The organism is Comamonas sp. BIGb0152 (genome assembly GCF_024809975.1).
In the GTDB taxonomy this organism is placed as follows: Bacteria; Pseudomonadota; Gammaproteobacteria; order Burkholderiales; family Burkholderiaceae_C; genus Comamonas.
Genome location: NZ_JANUDY010000005.1, coordinates 337774 through 355263, shown reverse-complemented (window position 1 = coordinate 355263; position 17490 = coordinate 337774). Strand labels below are relative to the sequence as shown.

Here is a 17490-nt window from a genome sequence, read left to right as displayed (position 1 = left end):
GCGGAAAGGGGGGTGGTCATGGCTGGGTCCTCTTGCCTGCTCTTTTATTCGGGGGTGGCAGCCTGTGCTGCCGGGTGGGCAGACGGGGCCGCATCCACATTGCCAAACGCGGCGGCCAGCAGTTGCTGGTCGCTCCAGTGGCCGCGCTCAAACACGGCGACCAGCTCGCCATCGTGCATCACGCCAATGCGGTCGCACATGGCCATCAACTCGCGCAGGTCGCTGGAGACCATCAGCACGGCCTTGCCGTCATCGCACATGCGGTCGATCTCGTGGTAGATATCGGCGCGGGCGCCCACATCCACGCCGCGTGTGGGCTCATCGAGCAGCAGCACATCGCAGGGCTGGTGCAGCCAGCGGGCAAACACCACTTTTTGCTGGTTGCCACCGCTCAAGGTGGAGACGGCCTGCTCGGCGCTGCGCGAGCGTATGCGCAGGCGTTCGACAAAATGGCGCGCCACTTCGCTCTCTTGGGCGCGCTGCAACCAGCCGCCGCGCGCAATCTTGTGCATGCCCGCCAAGGTGGTGTTGGCGCGGATCGATTGCGACAGCAGCAGGCCTTGCGACTTGCGGTCCTCGGTCACCAGGCCAATGCCCGCGCGGATGGCCTGCACCGGGCTGGACCAGTTGGGTGCCACGGTTTGCGTGGGGGCCGTGCTGCCAGCGGCATGCAGGCTGATTTCGCCTTGCTCGGCACGGTCGGCACCAAACAGCAGGCGCACCAGCTCGGTACGGCCGGAGCCGACCAAACCGGCCAGGCCCATGATCTCGCCCGCATAGAGCGACAGGCTGACGCCGCGCACTTGCGTGCCGCGTTGTAGCTGCTTGGCCGACAGGCGCAGCGCACCGCGCTTGCGGCGCGGCCGGCCTTCGTTGTCCTGCACGGCATGGCCCACCATGCGTTCGACCAATTCATGCTCTTGCACGCCCTGCATGGGGCGCACATCGACCAGGCGGCCATCGCGCAGCACGGCCACACGGTCGGCAATGCGCTGCAGCTCTTCCAGGCGGTGCGACACATAGACCAGGGCCACGCCCCGGGCCTTGAGCAGCGCAATCTGCGTGAACAGGTGCTCGGTCTCCTTGAGCGTGAGCATGGCGGTGGGCTCATCGAGCACCAGCACCCGGGTGCCGTCCTGCAGATTGCGGGCAATCTCTACCATCTGCTGCTGGCCAATGCCCAGCTGCGAGACCGGCGTGTCCGGGTCGATATGCGCCATGCCGATCTTGGCCAGCTGGGTGCGGGCCAGGGCACGCATCGCTGCATGGTCCAGCCAGCCCAGCTTGTGGGGCAGGCGCCCCAGCAGCAGGTTCTCCGCCACCGTCAAGGTGGCCACCAGGCCCAGCTCCTGCATCACCATGCGCACGCCCTGGCGCTCGGCATCGCGGCGCGAGGTGGGTGCAAAGGCCTTGCCATCGAGCTGCATCTGGCCCTGCGATGGATCCACCAACCCGCACAGCATCTTGGACAAGGTGCTCTTGCCCGCGCCGTTCTCCCCGGTCAGCGCCATCACCTCGCCGGCATGCAGATCCAGGCTCACGCCCTCCAGCACCAAGGTGCCGGAGTAAGCCTTGCCCATCTGCTGCAAACGCACGCGGGGTGTGCTGGCGCCTTGCGCCTCAGTCATAGCCATGGTGCGCGCCGTTGTTACTTGCTGTCCTTGGTCACCAAGGCCACATCGGTCTTGACCTCGGCAGGCAGCTCGCTCTGCTTTTTCTTGTCGGCCAGGGCCTTGAGCGCCATCTCGATGCCGAACACGGCCTGCTTGGCGGCGTACTGGTCGGCGGTGGCCAGCACACGGCCGTCCTTGAGCATGGGCTTGATGGCGGCGATATTGTCATAGCCCACCACCTGCACCTTGCCGGTGCGACCAGCAGCCTTGACCGCAGCGACCACGCCCAGCGCCATGCTGTCGTTGCCCGCCATGATGGCCTTGAGATCGGGGTGCTCGCGCAGCATGCCGGCGGCCACGGTGTTGCCCTTGTCGATTTCCCACTGGCCCGACTGCAGGCTGACCACATTGATGCTGGCGGCCTTCATCGCATCCTGGAAGCCCAGGGTGCGCTGCTGGGCGTTGAAGGTGGTGGAGACGCCTTCGACAATGCCCACCTTGTCACCGGCCTGCAGTTGCTTGCCCAGGTAGTCGCCCACCAACTTGGCGCCAGCACGGTTGTCCGGGCCGACGAAGGGCACGTTCAGGTCCTTGCTCTTGAGCGCATCGGCATCGAGCTTGTTGTCGATGTTGATGATCAGCACGCCCTTGTCTGCCGCATTTTTGAGCACCGACACCAGGGCCTTGGAATCGGCCGGTGCGATCACGATGGCCTGCACACGCTGGGCCACCATCTGCTCAACCATCTTGATCTGCGCTGCCGTATCGGTTTCGTCCTTGATGCCATTCGCCACCAAGGTGTACTGGGCGGCATTGGCTTTCTGGTGCGCCTTGGCCCCGTCTTCCATGGTGCGGAAGAACTCGTTGGCCAGCGATTTCATCACCAGGGCCACCTTGGGCTTGTCAGCCGCAACGGCTTGGTGGGAAAAACCAGCCACGGTGGCCAATGCCAGCGCAGCAGTCAGGGTACGGCGGGTAAAGCGCATGAGAGATGTCTCCGAAAGTTGTTGTGCATCACGCAGCCGATCTACAGCAATAGCCGCGAGATGCCGCATGTTTGCATAGGCGCAAACGTTTGCGCCCCGGAGTTTACCCCAAGGTCAAACAATGTTTCACGAGTTGGACATGCGGGTGGAAAGGCCCCTTGGCAACCGCTGCGCCACCGCTGGGCAACCGCTTTGCAGCCGCCTGCCAGCGGACGTCCGGCGGCTCAACCCCGGTGCGGGTGGCGCCAGACCATGCCGGCCAGAATCACCATGCCCAGCACCAGCGCCGCGCCCGCAGCCGCCAGGCCGTAGGCAAAGCCCTGCTGGGTACTGGCGCTGTGGGCCAGCATCCAGGCCACCATGGGGGGGCCCACAATTTGGCCCAGGCCATAGGCGGCGGTCAGCAGGCCCGGAAAGCTGCTGAGCGCACTGGGCCAGATGCGGCGCGCCTCTTGCAGCGCAAAAAAGGTCAGCGCGGTAAACGGCAGGCCCAGCAAGAAGCTGCCCAGCGAAAAGCCCAGCGGCGTAGGCCACAGCGCGCTGATGGCAATCGACACCGCCTGGATGCCGTAGCCCGCCATCAGCAGGCGGCGCCGGTCCCAGCGCGCGGGCAAAAGGGTGGAGAGGTAAGCGCCCAGCGCCACGCCCCCGCCAAACATGGGCCAAAACAGATCCGGCCAGATGGAATCGGCTGGCAGCGCGCCGCGCGCAATCACCGGCAGGTAGGTGGCGGTGACGATATAGCCCAGGCCCGCCAGGCTGTAGGCCAGGGTCAGCAGCAGCCGGTCGGCAGGGCCCTCCGGCGCGGCCACCACCGCTGCGCCGGGCTGGGTATGGGCAGGCGGCGGCGCCAGCGGCCCGCGCACCACCGTCATCACCATCAGCCACAGCACCACGGCCAATAGCGCAAAGGCCAGCCAGGCACTGACCGCATGCCAGCCAGCCGCCACCATGGCGCTGGTGGCCAGGCCCGTGAGCGCAATGCCAATGCCAGGGCCGCAAAACAGCAAGCCGCCCATCTGCGGCCGCCCCAAATGCGCCAGCTGCGACATGCACCACAAGGTGATATTGAGAAACACCACGGCACTGGCCACCCCGGAGACAAAACGCAGGCTGGCCCAGCCCCCGGGCCAGTTCAGCGCCATGGCCGCCGTCAGCACCGCGGTGATAAACAGCCACCAGTGCACCATGCGCGAGGGGTGCAGCCGCTGCATCCAGCCCGGGGCCACCCAGGGCAAGACCATGCAGACCAGGGAGCCGACAAAGTAGCCCAGGTAGTTGCTCATCGCCAGCCAGCTGCCCTGGGCCAGGTCGATGCTGCCGTCGTGCAGCATCATCGGCATCAAGGGGGTAAAGGCAAAGCGCCCCACGCCCATGGCCGAGGCCAGCGCCAGCATGCCGGCGACGGCCACCCACCAGGGGCGCTGGCCCCAAGGCAGCGATGGGGCGGGTGTGGAGGAAGAGACCGAAGAGCTGGCCGAGGGTGGCATGGTGCGGACCTGTTGCTTATGTATCTTTTTTGGAGATGCTATGTTAAATTAACATCTTCAAAAAAGATAGATACAAACGTGTTGGATCTCGCCACCCTCGCCATCTTTCAGCAGGTCATTGCCAGCGGCAGCATCACCCGTGCAGCGCAGCAGCTGGGCCGTGCCCAGTCGAATATCACCACCCGCATCCAGCAGTTGGAAGAGTCGCTGGGCGTGGCGCTTTTTGTACGCGAAGCACGGCGCATGGTGCTGACACCCGAGGGACAGCGCCTGCAGCGCTATGCCGACCAACTGCTGACCCTGGCCGAAGAGGCCACGCAAAGCCTGCGCGGCCAGCAGCCCAGCGGGCGGCTGCGCCTGGGCTCGATGGAGAGCACGGCCGCCGCACGCCTGCCGATGCCGCTGGCCGCCTTCCACCGCGCGCACCCGCAGGTGCAGCTGGAGCTGTCGACCGCCGCATCCCTGCAGCTGATGGAGCAGGTGCTGGACCACCAGCTCGATGCCGCGCTGGTGGCCTGGCCGCCGCCCGATGTGGATGCCCCACTGCCACTGGATCTGGTGCCGCTGTACGAAGAATCGCTGCAGCTGCTGCGCCCCGTCCAAACCCCGTCAGACAACCTTCCAGGCGGCCCGCCCACTGAGCTGCCGCGCACCCTGGCCGGTTTCAGCGAGGGCTGCACCTACCGCCGCATTGGTGAGCAATGGCTGGCGCAGGCCCATGGCACGGCCCCCACGCGGGTGTTGCAGCTGTCGTCGTACCACGCGATTGTGGCGGCGGTGGCGGCAGGCAGCGCCGTGGCCGTGGTGCCGCAGACCGTGCTGGATCTGCAGCGCAGGCCCTTGCCCGTACACAGCCAGCCACTGGCCACCTGCACCACCATGTTTGTGACCCGACAGGGCTATGCCACACCGGCCGTGCAGCAGCTGCTGGCCGTGCTGCAGGCAGCGGCCCCTACCCCTTTTTCACCACCGATGGAGACCGCATGACAAGCGTTTGGATGCAACAACTGGGCCTGCAGCTGCCCGTGGTGCAAGGCCCCATGACGGGCGCGGACAGCCCGGCGCTGGCCGCTGCCGTCAGCGCCGCTGGCGGCCTGGGCTCGCTGGGCTGCGGCATGCGATCGCCCCAGGCCATGGCCGAGGCGGCAGCGGCGGTGCGCGCGCAGACCGACCGGCCCTTTGCCATGAACCTGTTTGTGCAGGCCACGCCCACGCCCGAGGCCGCCACCGTGCAGCAGGCCTTGCAACGCCTGGCCCCGCTGTATGCGCGCTTTGGTGCCGAGCCGGCCCTGCCCGCGCAGTGGTGCGAAGACTTTGGCCAGCAGCTCGATGCGCTGGTCGCCTGCCGCCCGGCGGTGGCCAGCTTTACCTTCGGCATTCTCAGCGCCGCGCAGGTGCAGCGCCTGCATGGCGCCGGCTGCCAGGTCTGGGGCACGGCGACCACCGTGGCCGAGGCGCTGGCCTGGCAGACCGTGGGGGCCGATGCGGTGATCGCCAGCGGCAGTGAGGCCGGCGGCCACCGAGGCACCTTTTTGGCCGACTATGCCTCGTCCATGGTCTCCACCTTGCCCCTGGTGCGCGACTGCGTGCTACAGCTGCAAGTGCCGGTGATCGCGGCCGGCAGCATCATGGATGGCGCCGGCATTGCCGCTGCATTGGCGCTGGGCGCACAAGCGGTGCAAATGGGCACCGCCTTTTTGGTCTGCCCCGAATCGGCCATCAACACCGCCTACCGCGCAGCGCTGGCCGGGGCACAGGCCACCGACACGGTCACCACCCGCACCATCTCGGGCCGGCCCGCGCGCGGCATCCGCAATGCGATGATCGATGCGCTCGAAGCCGATGAAGCGGCGATACCGCCCTACCCGGTGCAAAACGCGCTGACAGGCGCGCTGCGCAAGCTCGCCGGCGCGGCGGGCGATGCGCAGTACCTGTCGCTCTGGGCGGGCCAGGGCGTGGCCCAGGCCAGAGCCCTGCCCGCTGCGCAACTATTGCAAAAGCTCAAAGAGGAGTGGCTGGCCGCTGGCGCACAATAGCGGCCATTGCCCGGCAGCCTGGTCCGGGCCTGCAAAGACTGCCTACCGTGAACACTGCCGCACCCTCTGCTCTCCCTTCCAACGCTGGCTCTGCCGCCACCCCCAGCACTCGCCCCGTTATCCTGTCCATCCAATCGCATGTGGCCTGGGGCTATGTGGGCAACTCGGCGGCGGTGTTTGCGCTGCAACGCCTGGGCTTTGAGGTGCTGCAGGTGCATACGGTGCTGTTCAGCAACCACACGGGCTATGGGCAGTTCCGGGGCCAGATCCTGAGCGCCGAACACATCCGCGAGATCCTTGCCGGCCTGCGCGAGCGCGGCGCGCTGCAAAAAGTGGGCGCCGTGCTCTCAGGCTACCTGGGCAATGCCGATACCGGCGCGGCCATCCTCGATGCCGTCAACGACATCCGCCATGCCAATCCGCAGCTGCGCTACCTTTGCGACCCGGTGATGGGCGATGTCGGCCGGGGGCTCTTCGTCAACCCGGCCATCCCCGATTTTCTGCGTGACCAGGCCATCCCGTTTGCCAACATCATCACGCCCAACCAGTTTGAGTTTGAGCTGCTCACCGGCGCCAAGCTGGCCAGCATCGATGAGGCCGTGGCCGTGGCGCGCCAGCTGCGCGGCCGGGGGCCGGACACCATCGTCATCACCAGCCTGGCCACCCCCGATATCGCCGCCGACCAACTGGGCACCCTGGCCGTCAACGGCCAAGGCGCCTGGCTGGTGACCACGCCGCGCATCGACCTGCACCCCTTGCCCAACGGCATGGGCGATGTGTTTGCCGCCACCTTGCTGGGCCGCTTGATGGATGGCCGCCCCTTGCCCGAGGCGCTGGCACTGGCCACTGCCACGCTGTACTCGCTGGTCAAGGGCACGGTGGCGGGCTCACGCGATCTGCCGCTGGTGGCCGCGCAGGCCCAGCTGATTGAGCCGGCTGCGCGCTTTACAGCGCAGCAAGTGGCCTGACCAGAGAATCCGCAACGGCATGTCGCATACAAGCTCCGTCCCCCGCCTACAGCTGCGCGCCTTTGTACCCGGCGATTTCGAGACCTACGCCCGCTACCACCGCCAGCCTGCCGTATACCGCTACCTCTATACCGAAGCCCCGCAGGAGCCCGCCGTGCTGCAGGCCCAGTTCGTGCGCGACGCGCTGCCCCAGCGCCTGGCGCAGGACGGCGACACGCGGCGCTATGCCGTGGTGCGCAGCAGCGATGGCTGCCTGCTGGGGGAGACCTTGCTCAAATTAGCCAGCGCCGCTGCGCGCCAGGCCGAGCTGGGCTATATCTTTGACCCCGCCCATGGCGGCCAGGGCTATGCCACCGAGGCGGTGGCGCTGACCTTGGCGCAGGGATTTGGGCCCTTGGGCTTTCACCGCATCTTTGCGCGCCTGGATGCCGCCAACCAAGGCTCGGTTGGCGTTGTCGAGCGCCTGGGCATGCGCCGCGAGGCCCATCTGATCGAGAACGACCAGTTCAACGGCCAGTGGGGCGATGAGTACATCTACGCGCTGCTGGCCCGCGAGTGGCACAGCCGCGCAGGCTGAAACACAGCCGCTGCGCTTGAACCGCCTGCTCAGTGCTTGGGATGCAGCGCCAACAGTGCGCGCTCACGTCCAATCAGCGCGCCCAGCAGCAGCACCAGCATGTAGACGTAAAACATGTGGCCGCTGTTGTGGGCAAAAAACACCTGGGTCAGGCCAAAACCCATGTAGCACAGCGGCACGGTGATGCCCAGCATGCGCAGGTAGAGGATCTGGCGGTCCATCGGCGCACCAGCGCATTGCGCCATGCGCTTGCGGGTGGGCCAGAAGACCAGCAGCGGCACGGTATAAAAGGCCAGCAGCAGGGCCACGCCCACCAAGCCACGCTTGGCAAACATGTCGAGCAATTCGTTGTGGGCATGGTCATAGGGCAGCACCGAGGCGCTGGCCTCGCCCGCCGCCACCCGGCGGGCCTTCTCTGCGATATAGCCTTGGAGGCCCCAGCCCGTCAGCGGCTTGTCCAGCCCCATGTGCCAGGCCAGGTGCCAGTGGGCCAGGCGCTGCCCTACCGATGTCTCAGCCGCATTGCTGTCTTGAACCTGGTAGCTCTGCACTTCCTGCACGGCCGTGTGGTAGCGCTGGGCCATCTCCCCACCTTTGAATGACACCAGCCCGCCAATGCCCAGCACTGCCGCCAGCAGACCCAGGCCCACGGGCTTGCGCAGGCCACAGCGCCACAGCAGCAGCGCGCCAACCAACAGCACAAAAGGCAGCACAATCCAGCTGCCCCGCGTGTCCGACAAAATCACCGCCAGCAGCCCAAAGAGGCTGCACACCAGGCCCAGGGCACGCTGCCAGGCCACCAAAGAACGCCACAGCAGCAGCACCCCAAAGCAGCAGGCCAGTGCCAGCACCAGTGCAATGCCGCTGAACTGGATGGCATTGGTAAACCCATTGGCACGGTGGGCATCAGTCCAGCCCATCTGGTAGACGGCGACCAGGCCCGCGCCCAGCGCGCCCGCCAGCATGCCCCAGCCCAGAGGCCTGACCCGGGGCGCAAAGGCCTGCAAAAAACCCAGGCCCGTGATGGCCAGTGCGTATTTGACGAACTGGTCGCTGCGCGAGCGCAGGTGCCAGTCATCAAAGCTCATGGTCCACATGACGGCCATGGTGGCGAGCATGCAGGCCAACACCAGCGCGCGCCGGTCCCAGCTGCGGCCCCACCACTGGCGCACAAAAATCAGGCTGGACAGCGCCAGCACAGCCGCACCCACCGAGTAGCCCGAGGGCAGGCTGAGCGCCACGCCCGGCACCAGAAAGGCCGCCAGCTGGCTGGCCCGCATCGCAGGCGAGAGCGCAGCGGGCCGTGCCGCAGCAGGGTTCATCGGCGCACGTCTCCGCTCAGGTAGGGGCGGTCATAGGCCAGGGCCACATAGCGGAAGAAGCTCTCCAGCGCGACGAATACGCAGTACAAAAAGCCCGCACCTCCGCACAGAAAGCCGAAATGGAAGAAGTAAAGACGCACAAACATGGCGGTCGATGAGGCCATGCCGCGCAGAATGCCGCCACGCACGCCCTCTTCGGCCCGCTTGGCCGCCCCCAACATGGCGTACTGGGTGAGCTTTTCCAGGCTGGTGTGCACGCTGCTGCGCGAATGGTGCAGCAAGGGGGTGCGCATCAGGTGGCGCGTCACGTTGGTGCGGCTCAGCTGCGCCTCCTCGTGCACCACGCCGGTGTACTCACGCAGCAAACCGCGCCAGAACAGGCGCTCGACCTTGGCAGTGGAGCGCAGGTACTTCAGCTCCTTGCCAAAGGCAACCATGCGCCAGCGCACCATCCAGATGGCCTCTTCGCCCGACTGCACAATGGCCTGCAGCTCCTCGCGAAAAGCGTCCGAGATGGTCTCGTCGGCATCCAGGAAGAACACATAGTCGCCCTTGGCGTGGCTGAGCAGGCGGTTCCGCTGCAAGGCAAAGCCCTGCCAATCTTCGTAGCGAAACACCTGGGCACCCAGACCACAGGCAATGGCCGTGGTGCGGTCTACGCTGCCGCTGTCCACCACCACCACCTGGTCGGCAAACGAGGCACTGCGCAAGCAGGCCTCGATATTGTCTTCTTCGTTCAGCGTCAGGATGCCAATGGTCAGCGTCAGCTTGCGCGAAGCTGGAGCACCGCCCAATGGGGACTCAGCCACTCAATGGCCGCCGTGGAAGGTTTCGCCCGCTTTGAGTCGGTACACGGTGCCGCAATACGGACACTTGGCTTCACCGCTGTGGCCCACATCCAGAAACACGCGGGGGTGGCCACTCCACAATTTCATGTCTGCCTTGGGATTGGGGCAAAACACGCCACCTTGGGCGTTCAGGTCTTTGGCCAGCAACTCAATAACTGCCTGCGTCATGGTTTTCAACTTTCCTGTACCGGCCCCGCACCCCTGTCGCGGACCGGCTATCGATGATTCTGTGGGCAAGGGCGGGGGGTGGGTACCAGCCCCAAGGGGCTCCCGTGCTGGGCAGTGATTTTACGTGGGCGGGGGCCGACTTGGCAGAAGATGCAGACCGCCCGGCTCAGAATTGCCCGCCAAACCCGCCGAAAAGGGTTCCGCAGGCAGGTCGCAGGTCGCCCTTGTTACAACTGACAAGAAGCTGACAAGGGCTCAGGGCTGAGGATGGGCGGGCGTATCCGCAGTCGCGTCCACTGCGGTCGGGCGCTGCAAGGCCCAGGTTTTCAAGCGGCCGTGCACAAACTCACAGGTCACGGTCGAGTCGGTGTTGTCGCGCCATACAAACACCTCGGGCTGCTCCAGGGCATTGGATTGGCGCAGACCCAAGGAGCGCGTCATGGCCACCACATGCACCAAGGGCACGTTCGGTTTGAGCTTGGCATTGAGCATCACGGCGCTGCCCACATAGCCCAAGGGCCGCTGGGCGGCTCGCTTCATGATGGTCATCAGACGGGTGAAGTGCAGCATCAGCCACAGCACAATGCCGCCGCTGACCGCCAGCACGCCCATCCATTTGTAATTTTGGTAAGCAGCCCCCAGTAGCACCAGCAGGCCAACGGGGATCAGTATGTTTCTCCAGTTCATGGCGCTATTGTCCACTGCCTGCGAGGCCTGCCTGCTGCCAGGGGCCAATTGGCCAAACTCCCTGCCTGCAACACGCACATACGCTGTAACCATATCGTTGTATTGCCCCCTAGTGCCTAAGACTTTAGAGTGGCATCATCGGGCCACACTTTGGCTATCGGAATGGACTTACCAATGAATGACATTTATCTAAATGCGTTCCATCAGAGCTTCTGGCTCTTGATTGCTACGGTCCTTCCCGCACTGAGTCCTGTGGGTATCTCGGTGTTCTTTCTGGCCCTTACCGAGGGCGCGCCCAAGGATCTGCGGCGCAGCATGGCCACCCGCATCGCCATCCAGGTCAGCTTGCTGATGGTTTTTTTCATGCTGTTTGGCTCCATCATTCTCAGCCTGTTTTCACTGTCCATCGATATTGTTCGGCTGGGCGGTGGCTTGCTGCTGGCCGTGATTGGCTGGAACATGATCAACGCCAAGCCCAATGAGGACTTGACCGAAAGGCCCCCGCCAGCCACCTTGACGCCCGAGTCCGCACGTGTGATCACCTTCTATCCGCTGACCTTCCCGCTGTCCTTTGGCCCTGGCACCCTGGCCGGCACCATCACGGTCAGCGTGGCTTTGCTGGACAGCGATTCGTCTGCGGTGGTCACCGCCAACCTGCTCGGCGCCATTCTGGGCTGCCTGGCTGCGGGCGCCACCGTGCTCGTCTGCTACCGCTATGCGGATCGGCTGCTCAAGCCCCTGGGCAAGAGTGGCGTCATGATCTTTCTGAACTTCTCCGCCTTTATTTTGCTCTGCGTGGGCATACAGATTGCCTGGGGCGGTCTGCGCAACCTCATTGACGATGTCATCCAACGCAGTGCGGGTTGAGCCCCATCCACTGCACCACCCCAACCCCATCCGTTCACCCAGCACCACTTTAATTTTGATAGCATTTGCCCTGGTCCGGTACCCAGCCCTGGCCGCCCGCCCTTGTGCCCATCGTCCCGCCGTGCATCTGAGCAAAGCTGCTCACCGGCCGGGCGCGAATCCCAACACCATGATCCATTGCATTCTTTCTCTCTCGCGGCGCAACGGCTGGGCGCTTGCCCTGGCCGCCTTGCTGGCAGCGCCTGCCAGTGCCCAGACACCTGCGGCACAGGCCACCAGCCCGCTCGCGCCCGCGCAAACGGCTACAGCGCTTGCAGCCCCTGCGGCCGACGCGCCCCCGCCCTCCCCCGATGCCCAGCAGGCCTATATGGCTGCGCGCGACAAGCTGGTGCAGATCCGCACGCTGCGGCGCCAGACCAATACGCAAAGCAGCACCGGTTCGGGCTTTTTTGTCTCGGAAGATGGCCTGCTGATCACCAACTACCACGTGGTCAGCCAGCTGGCACTGGAGCCCGAACGCCACCGGGCGGTGCTGGTCTCGGTCAGCGGCCAGGAAGCGCCGGTGCAGTTGCTCGCCATTGATGTGCTGCATGACCTGGCACTGCTGCGCGTGGCCCCAGCCAAGGAAGGCAGCGCAGGCGCAGAGGCCGCAGCGGCGCCCCACTACAGCGCACTGCCGCTGCGCCCCAGCAGCCGGCCGCTGAGCGGAGGCGAACGCATCTTCTCGCTGGGCAACCCGCTTGATGTGGGCTTTGCCATCACCGAGGGCACCTACAACGGCCTGGTACAGCGCAGCTTCTACCCGCGCATCTTCTTTGGTGGCACCTTGAACCCGGGCATGAGCGGCGGTCCGGCCATTGACACCCAGGGCCGGGTGGTCGGCGTCAATGTGGCCAAGCAGCTGGGCGCCGAGCAGCTGAGCTTTCTGGTGCCGGTGGAGTTTGTCGAGCAATTGCTCGCCCAGGGCCGCGAGGCCACCCCGGTCAAGGGCGCCATGCATGGCGAAGTCACGCGCCAGCTGATGGCCCACCAAAAAGACCTGGTCGACCGGGTGCTGAGCGGCAGCAGCCGCACCGAGCGTTACGGCCCTTACCGCGTACCCGTTCCATCCGAAACCCTGGCCCGCTGCTGGGGCGATGGCCGCGAGCGGCGCAGCGAATCGCTGTTTGATTTTGAGCGCAGCCAATGCCGCATCGACAGCGAAGTCTTCACCGGCGACGGTGATGTCGGCGGCCTGGGCATGCGTTACGAAGCCTATGACGCCCCGCGCCTGAGCCCCTGGCAGTTCGCCCACACCTACGGGTCGAGCTTTGCCAACGAGCCGCTGCGCAAGCGCGGCAACCGCGTGCGTACCGGCTATGAGTGCCGCGAGGATTTCGTCTCCGGTGACGCCCAACTGCCGCTGCGTGCCGTCGTCTGCATGGCCGCCTACCGCAAGTTCAGCGGCCTTTATGACCTGACCGTGCTGGCCGTCTCGGTGGACCAGCCACGCCAGGGTGTCCTCGGCCGGCTCAATGTCAGTGCCGTCAGTTTTGACAATGCCCAGCGCCTGGCCCGCCAGTACCTGCAAGGCTTCTCCAGCGAGGCCGCCCAATGAGCCAGCACGACTACCCCGAATTGACCGAGATCGCTCCCGAGCACGAAGACGCGGGTGTCCAGCCAGCAGCCGCTGACAGCGAGCCCGAAGGCGCCGTGCTGGAGCTGGTCGAGCGCGGCCACCGCCTGGCCCTGGCCTTGCCAGTGTTTGCCTGGCCCTGCACCATCGGCCGCGCGGCCAACAATGACCTGGTACTGACCGATCCCAGCATCGGCCCCAGCCATGTGCGCCTGCACCGCCAGCATGCGGGCCACCCGAGTGCGGGCCAATATGAGGTCGAGGTGCTCGACAGCACCAATGGCGTCTGGCATGACCGGCGCCACTACGGGGCCGGCGAGCGCTTTGCCTGGCAGCCCGGCCAGCGGCTGACCCTGGGCCGGGGTGTGCAGCTGAACCTGCGCAGCACCGCCCAGCCGCTGCCCGCCACCCAGCACTGGCGCCCCTTCTCACGCGCCCAAGGCCTGTTGACCGGCATGGCCCTGGTGCTGCTGGTGCTGCTGTCGGCCTGGACGACCTGGCTCGGTGCCACCGAAACCGGCGACCTTGCCCGCCAGCTGCCCGCCATCCTGCTGTGGATGCTGGGGGGCCTGCTGGTCTGGACCCTGGGCTGGTCCTTCATGGGCAAGCTGTTCACCGGGGTGACCGGGTTCTGGCGCCATGTCTGCATTGCCTCGGTGGGCCTGGTGGTCATGGCGCTGCTCGATGTGCTGCTCTCGGTGCTGGGCTTTGCGCTGTCCTGGCCCCTGCTCACCCGCTTTGCCAGCCTGGTGTCCCTCAGCTTGCTGGCCGTGGTCGGCTGGTTCCATCTGCGCGCGGCCACCCTGGTGTCGGCGCGCAACTTGGCGCTGGCGATGGCCAGCTTGCTGGTGCTGGGCGCAGGCGCCAAGCTGGGCCTGCAGTGGCAAACGCAAAAGCGCCTGGGCGACAACCTCTACATGTCCACCGTGCTGCCGCCTGAATGGCGCTGGGCCCCCACCACCTCGGTGGACCAGTTCATTCAGGGCACTGACAGCATGCGCGACCAGCTGCACAACCGCAGCCAGCTCGAAAAGGACGACGACGAGGAAGGCGACGACAGCGGCCTCGATTGAGCAGGGATGCGGCCCGGTGAGCCGCAGCCTGTGACAGACAAACTGCGTGCGGCCAGCTAGCATCTTGGAACCTGATTCCTGAAGGACCAAGATGCAGTACCGCCAGCTGGGCGCCAGCCCTCTCCAAGTCTCCGCCCTGTGCCTGGGCACGATGATGTTTGCCGACCAGACCGATGCCCAGGAGGCGGCGGCCATCGTCGCCAGCGCACGCGACCAGGGCGTCAACTTCATCGACACCGCCGACATCTACAGCAAGGGCGCGTCCGAGCGCATGGTCGGCCAGGTGCTCCAGGGCCAGCGCGATGACTGGGTGCTGGCCACCAAGCTGGGCAATGCCATGGGCAGCGGGCCCAACCAAGGCGCCTACTCCCGCGCCTGGATGCTGCGCTCGGTCGAGGCCAGTCTGCAGCGCCTGCAAACCGACCGCATCGACATCCTCTACCTGCACCGCGACCGCGTGGGCCTGCAGCTGCAAGAGCCGCTGTACGCGCTCAAGCAGCTGATCGACAGCGGCAAGATTCTGTACTGGGGCCTGTCCAACTTCCGTGGCTGGCGCATTGTGGAAGCCGTCTACACCGCCCGCGAGATCGGCCTGCCGCCGCCGGTGGTATGCCAGCCGTACTACAACCTGCTCAACCGCATGCCCGAGACCGACATCCTGCCCGCCTGCGCGCAGTTCGGCATCGGCGTCGTGCCCTTCAGCCCCATTGCCCGGGGCGTGCTCAGTGGCAAGTACCAGCCCGGCATGGAGCCCCCCAAGGACAGCCGCGCCGGCCGCCAGGATGCGCGCATCCTGCAAACCGAGTTCCGCCCCGAATCTCTGGTGATCGCCCAGCAGGTGCAGCAGCACGCCGAGCGCCAAGGCATCAGCGCCGCGCAGTTCGCTACCGCCTGGGTGCTGGCCCACAACGCCATCAGCGCGGTCATCGCCGGCCCACGCACCCTCCAGCAGTGGCAAGACTACCTGCCCGCGCTGGACTACCAGATCAGCCAGGAAGACGAGCGCCTGGTCAACAGCCTGGTCAGCCCCGGCCACCCCTCAACCCCCGGGTACAACGACCCGGCACATTTGTGGCCGCAGGGGCGGCTGGCTTAAAGGCCTTTATTGCACCGCACTCACGCGGCAAAAGCCCAAGCCAGCCCATAGGGCAGCTGCACCGGGCCAAACAGAAAATGCAGCACACGGCGGCGACTGCTGCCGGTCGCTTTGGAGGAGGCATGCAGCAGCAAGGGCCGCATCACCAAGGCAGCGCCTTGCGCGGCCGGGCATGCCCTTTCTCCCCGGTCATCGCGCAGCTGCATTGCACGCGCCGCATCGATGATCCCCAGGGCGTGCGAGCCTGGCACCACCCGCAAAGGGCCGTCATCGAGTCCGCAGTCATCCAGATGCACACGCACAGCCACCAGCTGCTCCAGCACCTGCTGCGGTGCTTGCACAAAGTGCGTCGTTTCCTTGGTCGACCAGCCCGTCAGCGCGGGGTGCTCGACCTTGGCTTGCACGGCAATCGCCAGGTCCTGGTGCAAGGCAACCAGCCAGTTGGTGTCTCGGGATTTTTCAAAATAGCTGCACTGCACGGCCCTGTGGGTTTCAGGGATCCATGTGTCCAAACCGTGGGCGCTGCGCAAGCGGGCAGCCAGCCGCTGGCACCAGGGCAAGGACAGCAAATGGCGCGACCCCGGCCCCTCTCCCGCCTGGCTTAGCACTTCCTCCCGTGCAGCGGCGCATTCAGCAGCATCCAGCACATCCGGGACCAGCGCAAAGCCATCACGCGCAAAAGCTTCCGCTCCCATACCCCTCAGTCCAGCCCTCGCACCAGCGATATCGCCTCATCCACCCGGTCCACCGGGTGGATGGTGATGCCTTCGATCGGCTTTTTGGGCGCATTGGCCTTGGGCACCACGGCGACGGTAAAGCCCAGTTTGGCGGCTTCTTTCAAGCGCTCCTGCCCGCGCGGGGCGGGGCGCACCTCACCAGCCAGGCCCACCTCACCAAAGGTGATAAAGCCCTTGGGCAGGGCCTTGCCGCGCAGGCTGCTGGTGATGGCCAGCATGACGGCCAGGTCGGCCGCAGGCTCGCCAATGCGCACGCCGCCCACGGCGTTGACGAAGACATCCTGGTCGGCGCAGGCCACGCCGGCATGGCGGTTAAGCACGGCCAGCAGCATGGCCAGGCGGTCGCGGTCCAGGCCCACCGACAGGCGGCGCGGGCTGGGGCCGCCGCTGTCGACCAGGGCCTGGATCTCGACCAAGAGCGGGCGCGAACCTTCCAGGGTCACCAGCACGCAGCTGCCGGGCACCGGCTCGCTGTGCTGGCTCAGAAAAATAGCGCTGGGGTTGCTCACACCCTTGAGGCCTTTTTCCGTCATCGCGAACACGCCGATCTCGTTGACGGCGCCAAAGCGGTTCTTGATGGCCCGCACCAGGCGGAAGCTGCTGTGCGTGTCGCCTTCAAAGTACAGCACGGTATCGACCATGTGTTCGAGCACGCGCGGGCCAGCCAGCGCGCCTTCCTTGGTCACATGGCCTACCAGCACCACCGCAATGCCGGTGCTCTTGGCCATGCGCGTCAGGTGGGCCGCGCATTCGCGCACCTGGGCCACCGAGCCGGGGGCCGAGCTGAGCTGGTCCGAGTACATGGTCTGGATCGAATCGATCACCACCACGGCGGGCTGCGTGCTCTCGCAGGTCGCCAAAATCTTCTCCAGCTGGATTTCACTCAGCACATTGACCTGGCTGTTGTCCAGTCCCAGCCGGCGCGAGCGCAGCGCCACTTGGGCGCCGCTTTCCTCACCGGTCACATAGAGCGCTGGCAGGCCTTCGCGCTGCAGCGCGTCCACCGCCTGCAGCAGCAAGGTCGATTTACCAATGCCCGGGTCGCCGCCGATCAGCACCACACCGCCTTCGACGATGCCGCCGCCCAGCACCCGGTCCAGCTCGGGGATGCCGCTGGGGGTGCGGGCTACTTCGGTGGCCTCGATGGCCGCCAGGGGGGTGACGGCCTGGGCCTGGCCGGCGTAGCCGGTGCGGCCGGTCTGGCTCAGGCGGTTCTTGCCACCGCTGGCGGACTCGGCGGCCGTCTCCACCAGCGTGTTCCAGGCATTGCAGGCGGGGCACTTGCCCAGCCAGCGCGGGCTGGTGCCGCCGCATTCGCTGCAGACGTAAATGGATTTCTCTTTGGCCATGGCACAGATGTTTCGGTACAGACACCCATGGTAACGGCGAGCGCACGGAGCGGGCGGC

At 66.1% G+C, this 17490-nt stretch carries 17 protein-coding genes; 8 read left to right on the top strand and 9 right to left on the bottom strand.

The features are described 5' to 3' along the window. Window positions 1-44: 44 nt before the first annotated feature. The 3 genes from M2375_RS12545 to M2375_RS12535 form a co-directional block, all read right to left on the bottom strand. Window positions 45-1634 carry a sugar ABC transporter ATP-binding protein gene (locus M2375_RS12545; protein WP_259167482.1) on the bottom strand — a complete coding sequence of 530 codons (1590 nt, stop codon included), beginning with the start codon at window positions 1632-1634 and terminating at the stop codon, window positions 45-47. A 14-nt stretch (window positions 1635-1648) separates the two neighbouring features. Beyond that, window positions 1649-2599: a sugar ABC transporter substrate-binding protein gene (locus tag M2375_RS12540; protein WP_259167481.1), complete on the bottom strand. Its 951-nt coding sequence runs from the start codon at window positions 2597-2599 to the stop codon at window positions 1649-1651. A 224-nt stretch (window positions 2600-2823) separates the two neighbouring features. Then, a complete protein-coding gene (locus tag M2375_RS12535) occupies window positions 2824-4089 on the bottom strand; it encodes a YbfB/YjiJ family MFS transporter (protein WP_259167480.1) in 1266 nt (421 codons plus the stop codon). A 78-nt stretch (window positions 4090-4167) separates the two neighbouring features. On the opposite strand from M2375_RS12535, the gene M2375_RS12530 reads away from it, so the two are divergent. From M2375_RS12530 to M2375_RS12515, 4 genes are read left to right on the top strand one after another with little or no spacing between them, the layout of a single operon-like run. After that, a complete protein-coding gene (locus M2375_RS12530; RefSeq protein WP_310473174.1) occupies window positions 4168-5076 on the top strand; it encodes a LysR substrate-binding domain-containing protein in 909 nt (302 codons plus the stop codon). Beyond that, on the top strand, window positions 5073-6125 hold the full coding sequence (locus M2375_RS12525; RefSeq protein WP_259167477.1) for a nitronate monooxygenase family protein: 1053 nt from the start codon (window positions 5073-5075) through the stop codon (window positions 6123-6125). Before M2375_RS12530 ends, M2375_RS12525 begins: the two co-directional genes overlap by 4 nt. A gap of 47 nt (window positions 6126-6172) precedes the next feature. Then, window positions 6173-7093, top strand: coding sequence for a pyridoxal kinase PdxY (gene pdxY / locus M2375_RS12520; RefSeq protein ID WP_259167474.1), 921 nt, complete (start codon window positions 6173-6175; stop codon window positions 7091-7093). Window positions 7094-7112: 19 nt separating this feature from the next. Next, complete coding sequence (locus M2375_RS12515; protein ID WP_259167463.1) at window positions 7113-7670, top strand: GNAT family N-acetyltransferase; 558 nt, start codon at window positions 7113-7115, stop codon at window positions 7668-7670. A gap of 29 nt (window positions 7671-7699) precedes the next feature. Here the strand turns inward: M2375_RS12515 and M2375_RS12510 are convergent, their stop codons facing one another. From M2375_RS12510 to M2375_RS12495, 4 genes are all read right to left on the bottom strand, one after another. Next, window positions 7700-8992: an O-antigen ligase gene (locus tag M2375_RS12510; protein ID WP_259167461.1), complete on the bottom strand. Its 1293-nt coding sequence runs from the start codon at window positions 8990-8992 to the stop codon at window positions 7700-7702. Further along, complete coding sequence (locus tag M2375_RS12505; protein WP_259167456.1) at window positions 8989-9801, bottom strand: glycosyltransferase family 2 protein; 813 nt, start codon at window positions 9799-9801, stop codon at window positions 8989-8991. Before M2375_RS12505 ends, M2375_RS12510 begins: the two co-directional genes overlap by 4 nt. Beyond that, window positions 9802-10008 carry a zinc-finger domain-containing protein gene (locus tag M2375_RS12500; protein WP_259167452.1) on the bottom strand — a complete coding sequence of 69 codons (207 nt, stop codon included), beginning with the start codon at window positions 10006-10008 and terminating at the stop codon, window positions 9802-9804. A gap of 255 nt (window positions 10009-10263) precedes the next feature. Then, window positions 10264-10695, bottom strand: a complete 432-nt coding sequence (locus tag M2375_RS12495; RefSeq protein WP_259167450.1) for a glycerate kinase — start codon at window positions 10693-10695, stop codon at window positions 10264-10266. A gap of 174 nt (window positions 10696-10869) precedes the next feature. Between M2375_RS12495 and M2375_RS12490 the strand changes: the two genes are divergently transcribed. From M2375_RS12490 to M2375_RS12475, 4 genes are all read left to right on the top strand, one after another. Then, window positions 10870-11562, top strand: coding sequence for a MarC family protein (locus tag M2375_RS12490; RefSeq protein WP_259167449.1), 693 nt, complete (start codon window positions 10870-10872; stop codon window positions 11560-11562). A gap of 169 nt (window positions 11563-11731) precedes the next feature. Beyond that, complete coding sequence (locus M2375_RS12485) at window positions 11732-13159, top strand: S1C family serine protease (protein WP_259167447.1); 1428 nt, start codon at window positions 11732-11734, stop codon at window positions 13157-13159. Further along, a complete protein-coding gene (locus M2375_RS12480; RefSeq protein ID WP_259167445.1) occupies window positions 13156-14250 on the top strand; it encodes an FHA domain-containing protein in 1095 nt (364 codons plus the stop codon). The genes M2375_RS12485 and M2375_RS12480 overlap by 4 nt, the downstream gene beginning before the upstream one ends. Window positions 14251-14341: 91 nt before the next feature. Then, window positions 14342-15346 carry an aldo/keto reductase gene (locus M2375_RS12475; RefSeq protein ID WP_259167431.1) on the top strand — a complete coding sequence of 335 codons (1005 nt, stop codon included), beginning with the start codon at window positions 14342-14344 and terminating at the stop codon, window positions 15344-15346. A 20-nt stretch (window positions 15347-15366) separates the two neighbouring features. On the opposite strand, the gene M2375_RS12470 is transcribed toward M2375_RS12475, so the two are convergent. Beyond that, a complete protein-coding gene (locus M2375_RS12470) occupies window positions 15367-16041 on the bottom strand; it encodes a phytanoyl-CoA dioxygenase family protein (protein WP_259167428.1) in 675 nt (224 codons plus the stop codon). Between the two features lie 5 nt (window positions 16042-16046). Next, on the bottom strand, window positions 16047-17432 hold the full coding sequence (gene radA, locus M2375_RS12465) for a DNA repair protein RadA (RefSeq protein WP_259167422.1): 1386 nt from the start codon (window positions 17430-17432) through the stop codon (window positions 16047-16049). Window positions 17433-17490 lie beyond the last annotated feature (58 nt).

Coding starts and splice junctions, on each gene's coding strand:
- M2375_RS12545 (WP_259167482.1), bottom strand. CDS start 1,634: ATGGCTATGACTGAGGCGCAAGGCGCCAGCACACCCCGCGTGCGTTTG.
- M2375_RS12540 (WP_259167481.1), bottom strand. CDS start 2,599: ATGCGCTTTACCCGCCGTACCCTGACTGCTGCGCTGGCATTGGCCACC.
- M2375_RS12535 (WP_259167480.1), bottom strand. CDS start 4,089: ATGCCACCCTCGGCCAGCTCTTCGGTCTCTTCCTCCACACCCGCCCCA.
- M2375_RS12525 (WP_259167477.1), top strand. CDS start 5,073: ATGACAAGCGTTTGGATGCAACAACTGGGCCTGCAGCTGCCCGTGGTG.
- M2375_RS12515 (WP_259167463.1), top strand. CDS start 7,113: ATGTCGCATACAAGCTCCGTCCCCCGCCTACAGCTGCGCGCCTTTGTA.
- M2375_RS12510 (WP_259167461.1), bottom strand. CDS start 8,992: ATGAACCCTGCTGCGGCACGGCCCGCTGCGCTCTCGCCTGCGATGCGG.
- M2375_RS12500 (WP_259167452.1), bottom strand. CDS start 10,008: ATGACGCAGGCAGTTATTGAGTTGCTGGCCAAAGACCTGAACGCCCAA.
- M2375_RS12495 (WP_259167450.1), bottom strand. CDS start 10,695: ATGAACTGGAGAAACATACTGATCCCCGTTGGCCTGCTGGTGCTACTG.
- M2375_RS12490 (WP_259167449.1), top strand. CDS start 10,870: ATGAATGACATTTATCTAAATGCGTTCCATCAGAGCTTCTGGCTCTTG.
- M2375_RS12485 (WP_259167447.1), top strand. CDS start 11,732: ATGATCCATTGCATTCTTTCTCTCTCGCGGCGCAACGGCTGGGCGCTT.
- M2375_RS12480 (WP_259167445.1), top strand. CDS start 13,156: ATGAGCCAGCACGACTACCCCGAATTGACCGAGATCGCTCCCGAGCAC.
- M2375_RS12475 (WP_259167431.1), top strand. CDS start 14,342: ATGCAGTACCGCCAGCTGGGCGCCAGCCCTCTCCAAGTCTCCGCCCTG.
- M2375_RS12470 (WP_259167428.1), bottom strand. CDS start 16,041: ATGGGAGCGGAAGCTTTTGCGCGTGATGGCTTTGCGCTGGTCCCGGAT.
- radA (WP_259167422.1), bottom strand. CDS start 17,432: ATGGCCAAAGAGAAATCCATTTACGTCTGCAGCGAATGCGGCGGCACC.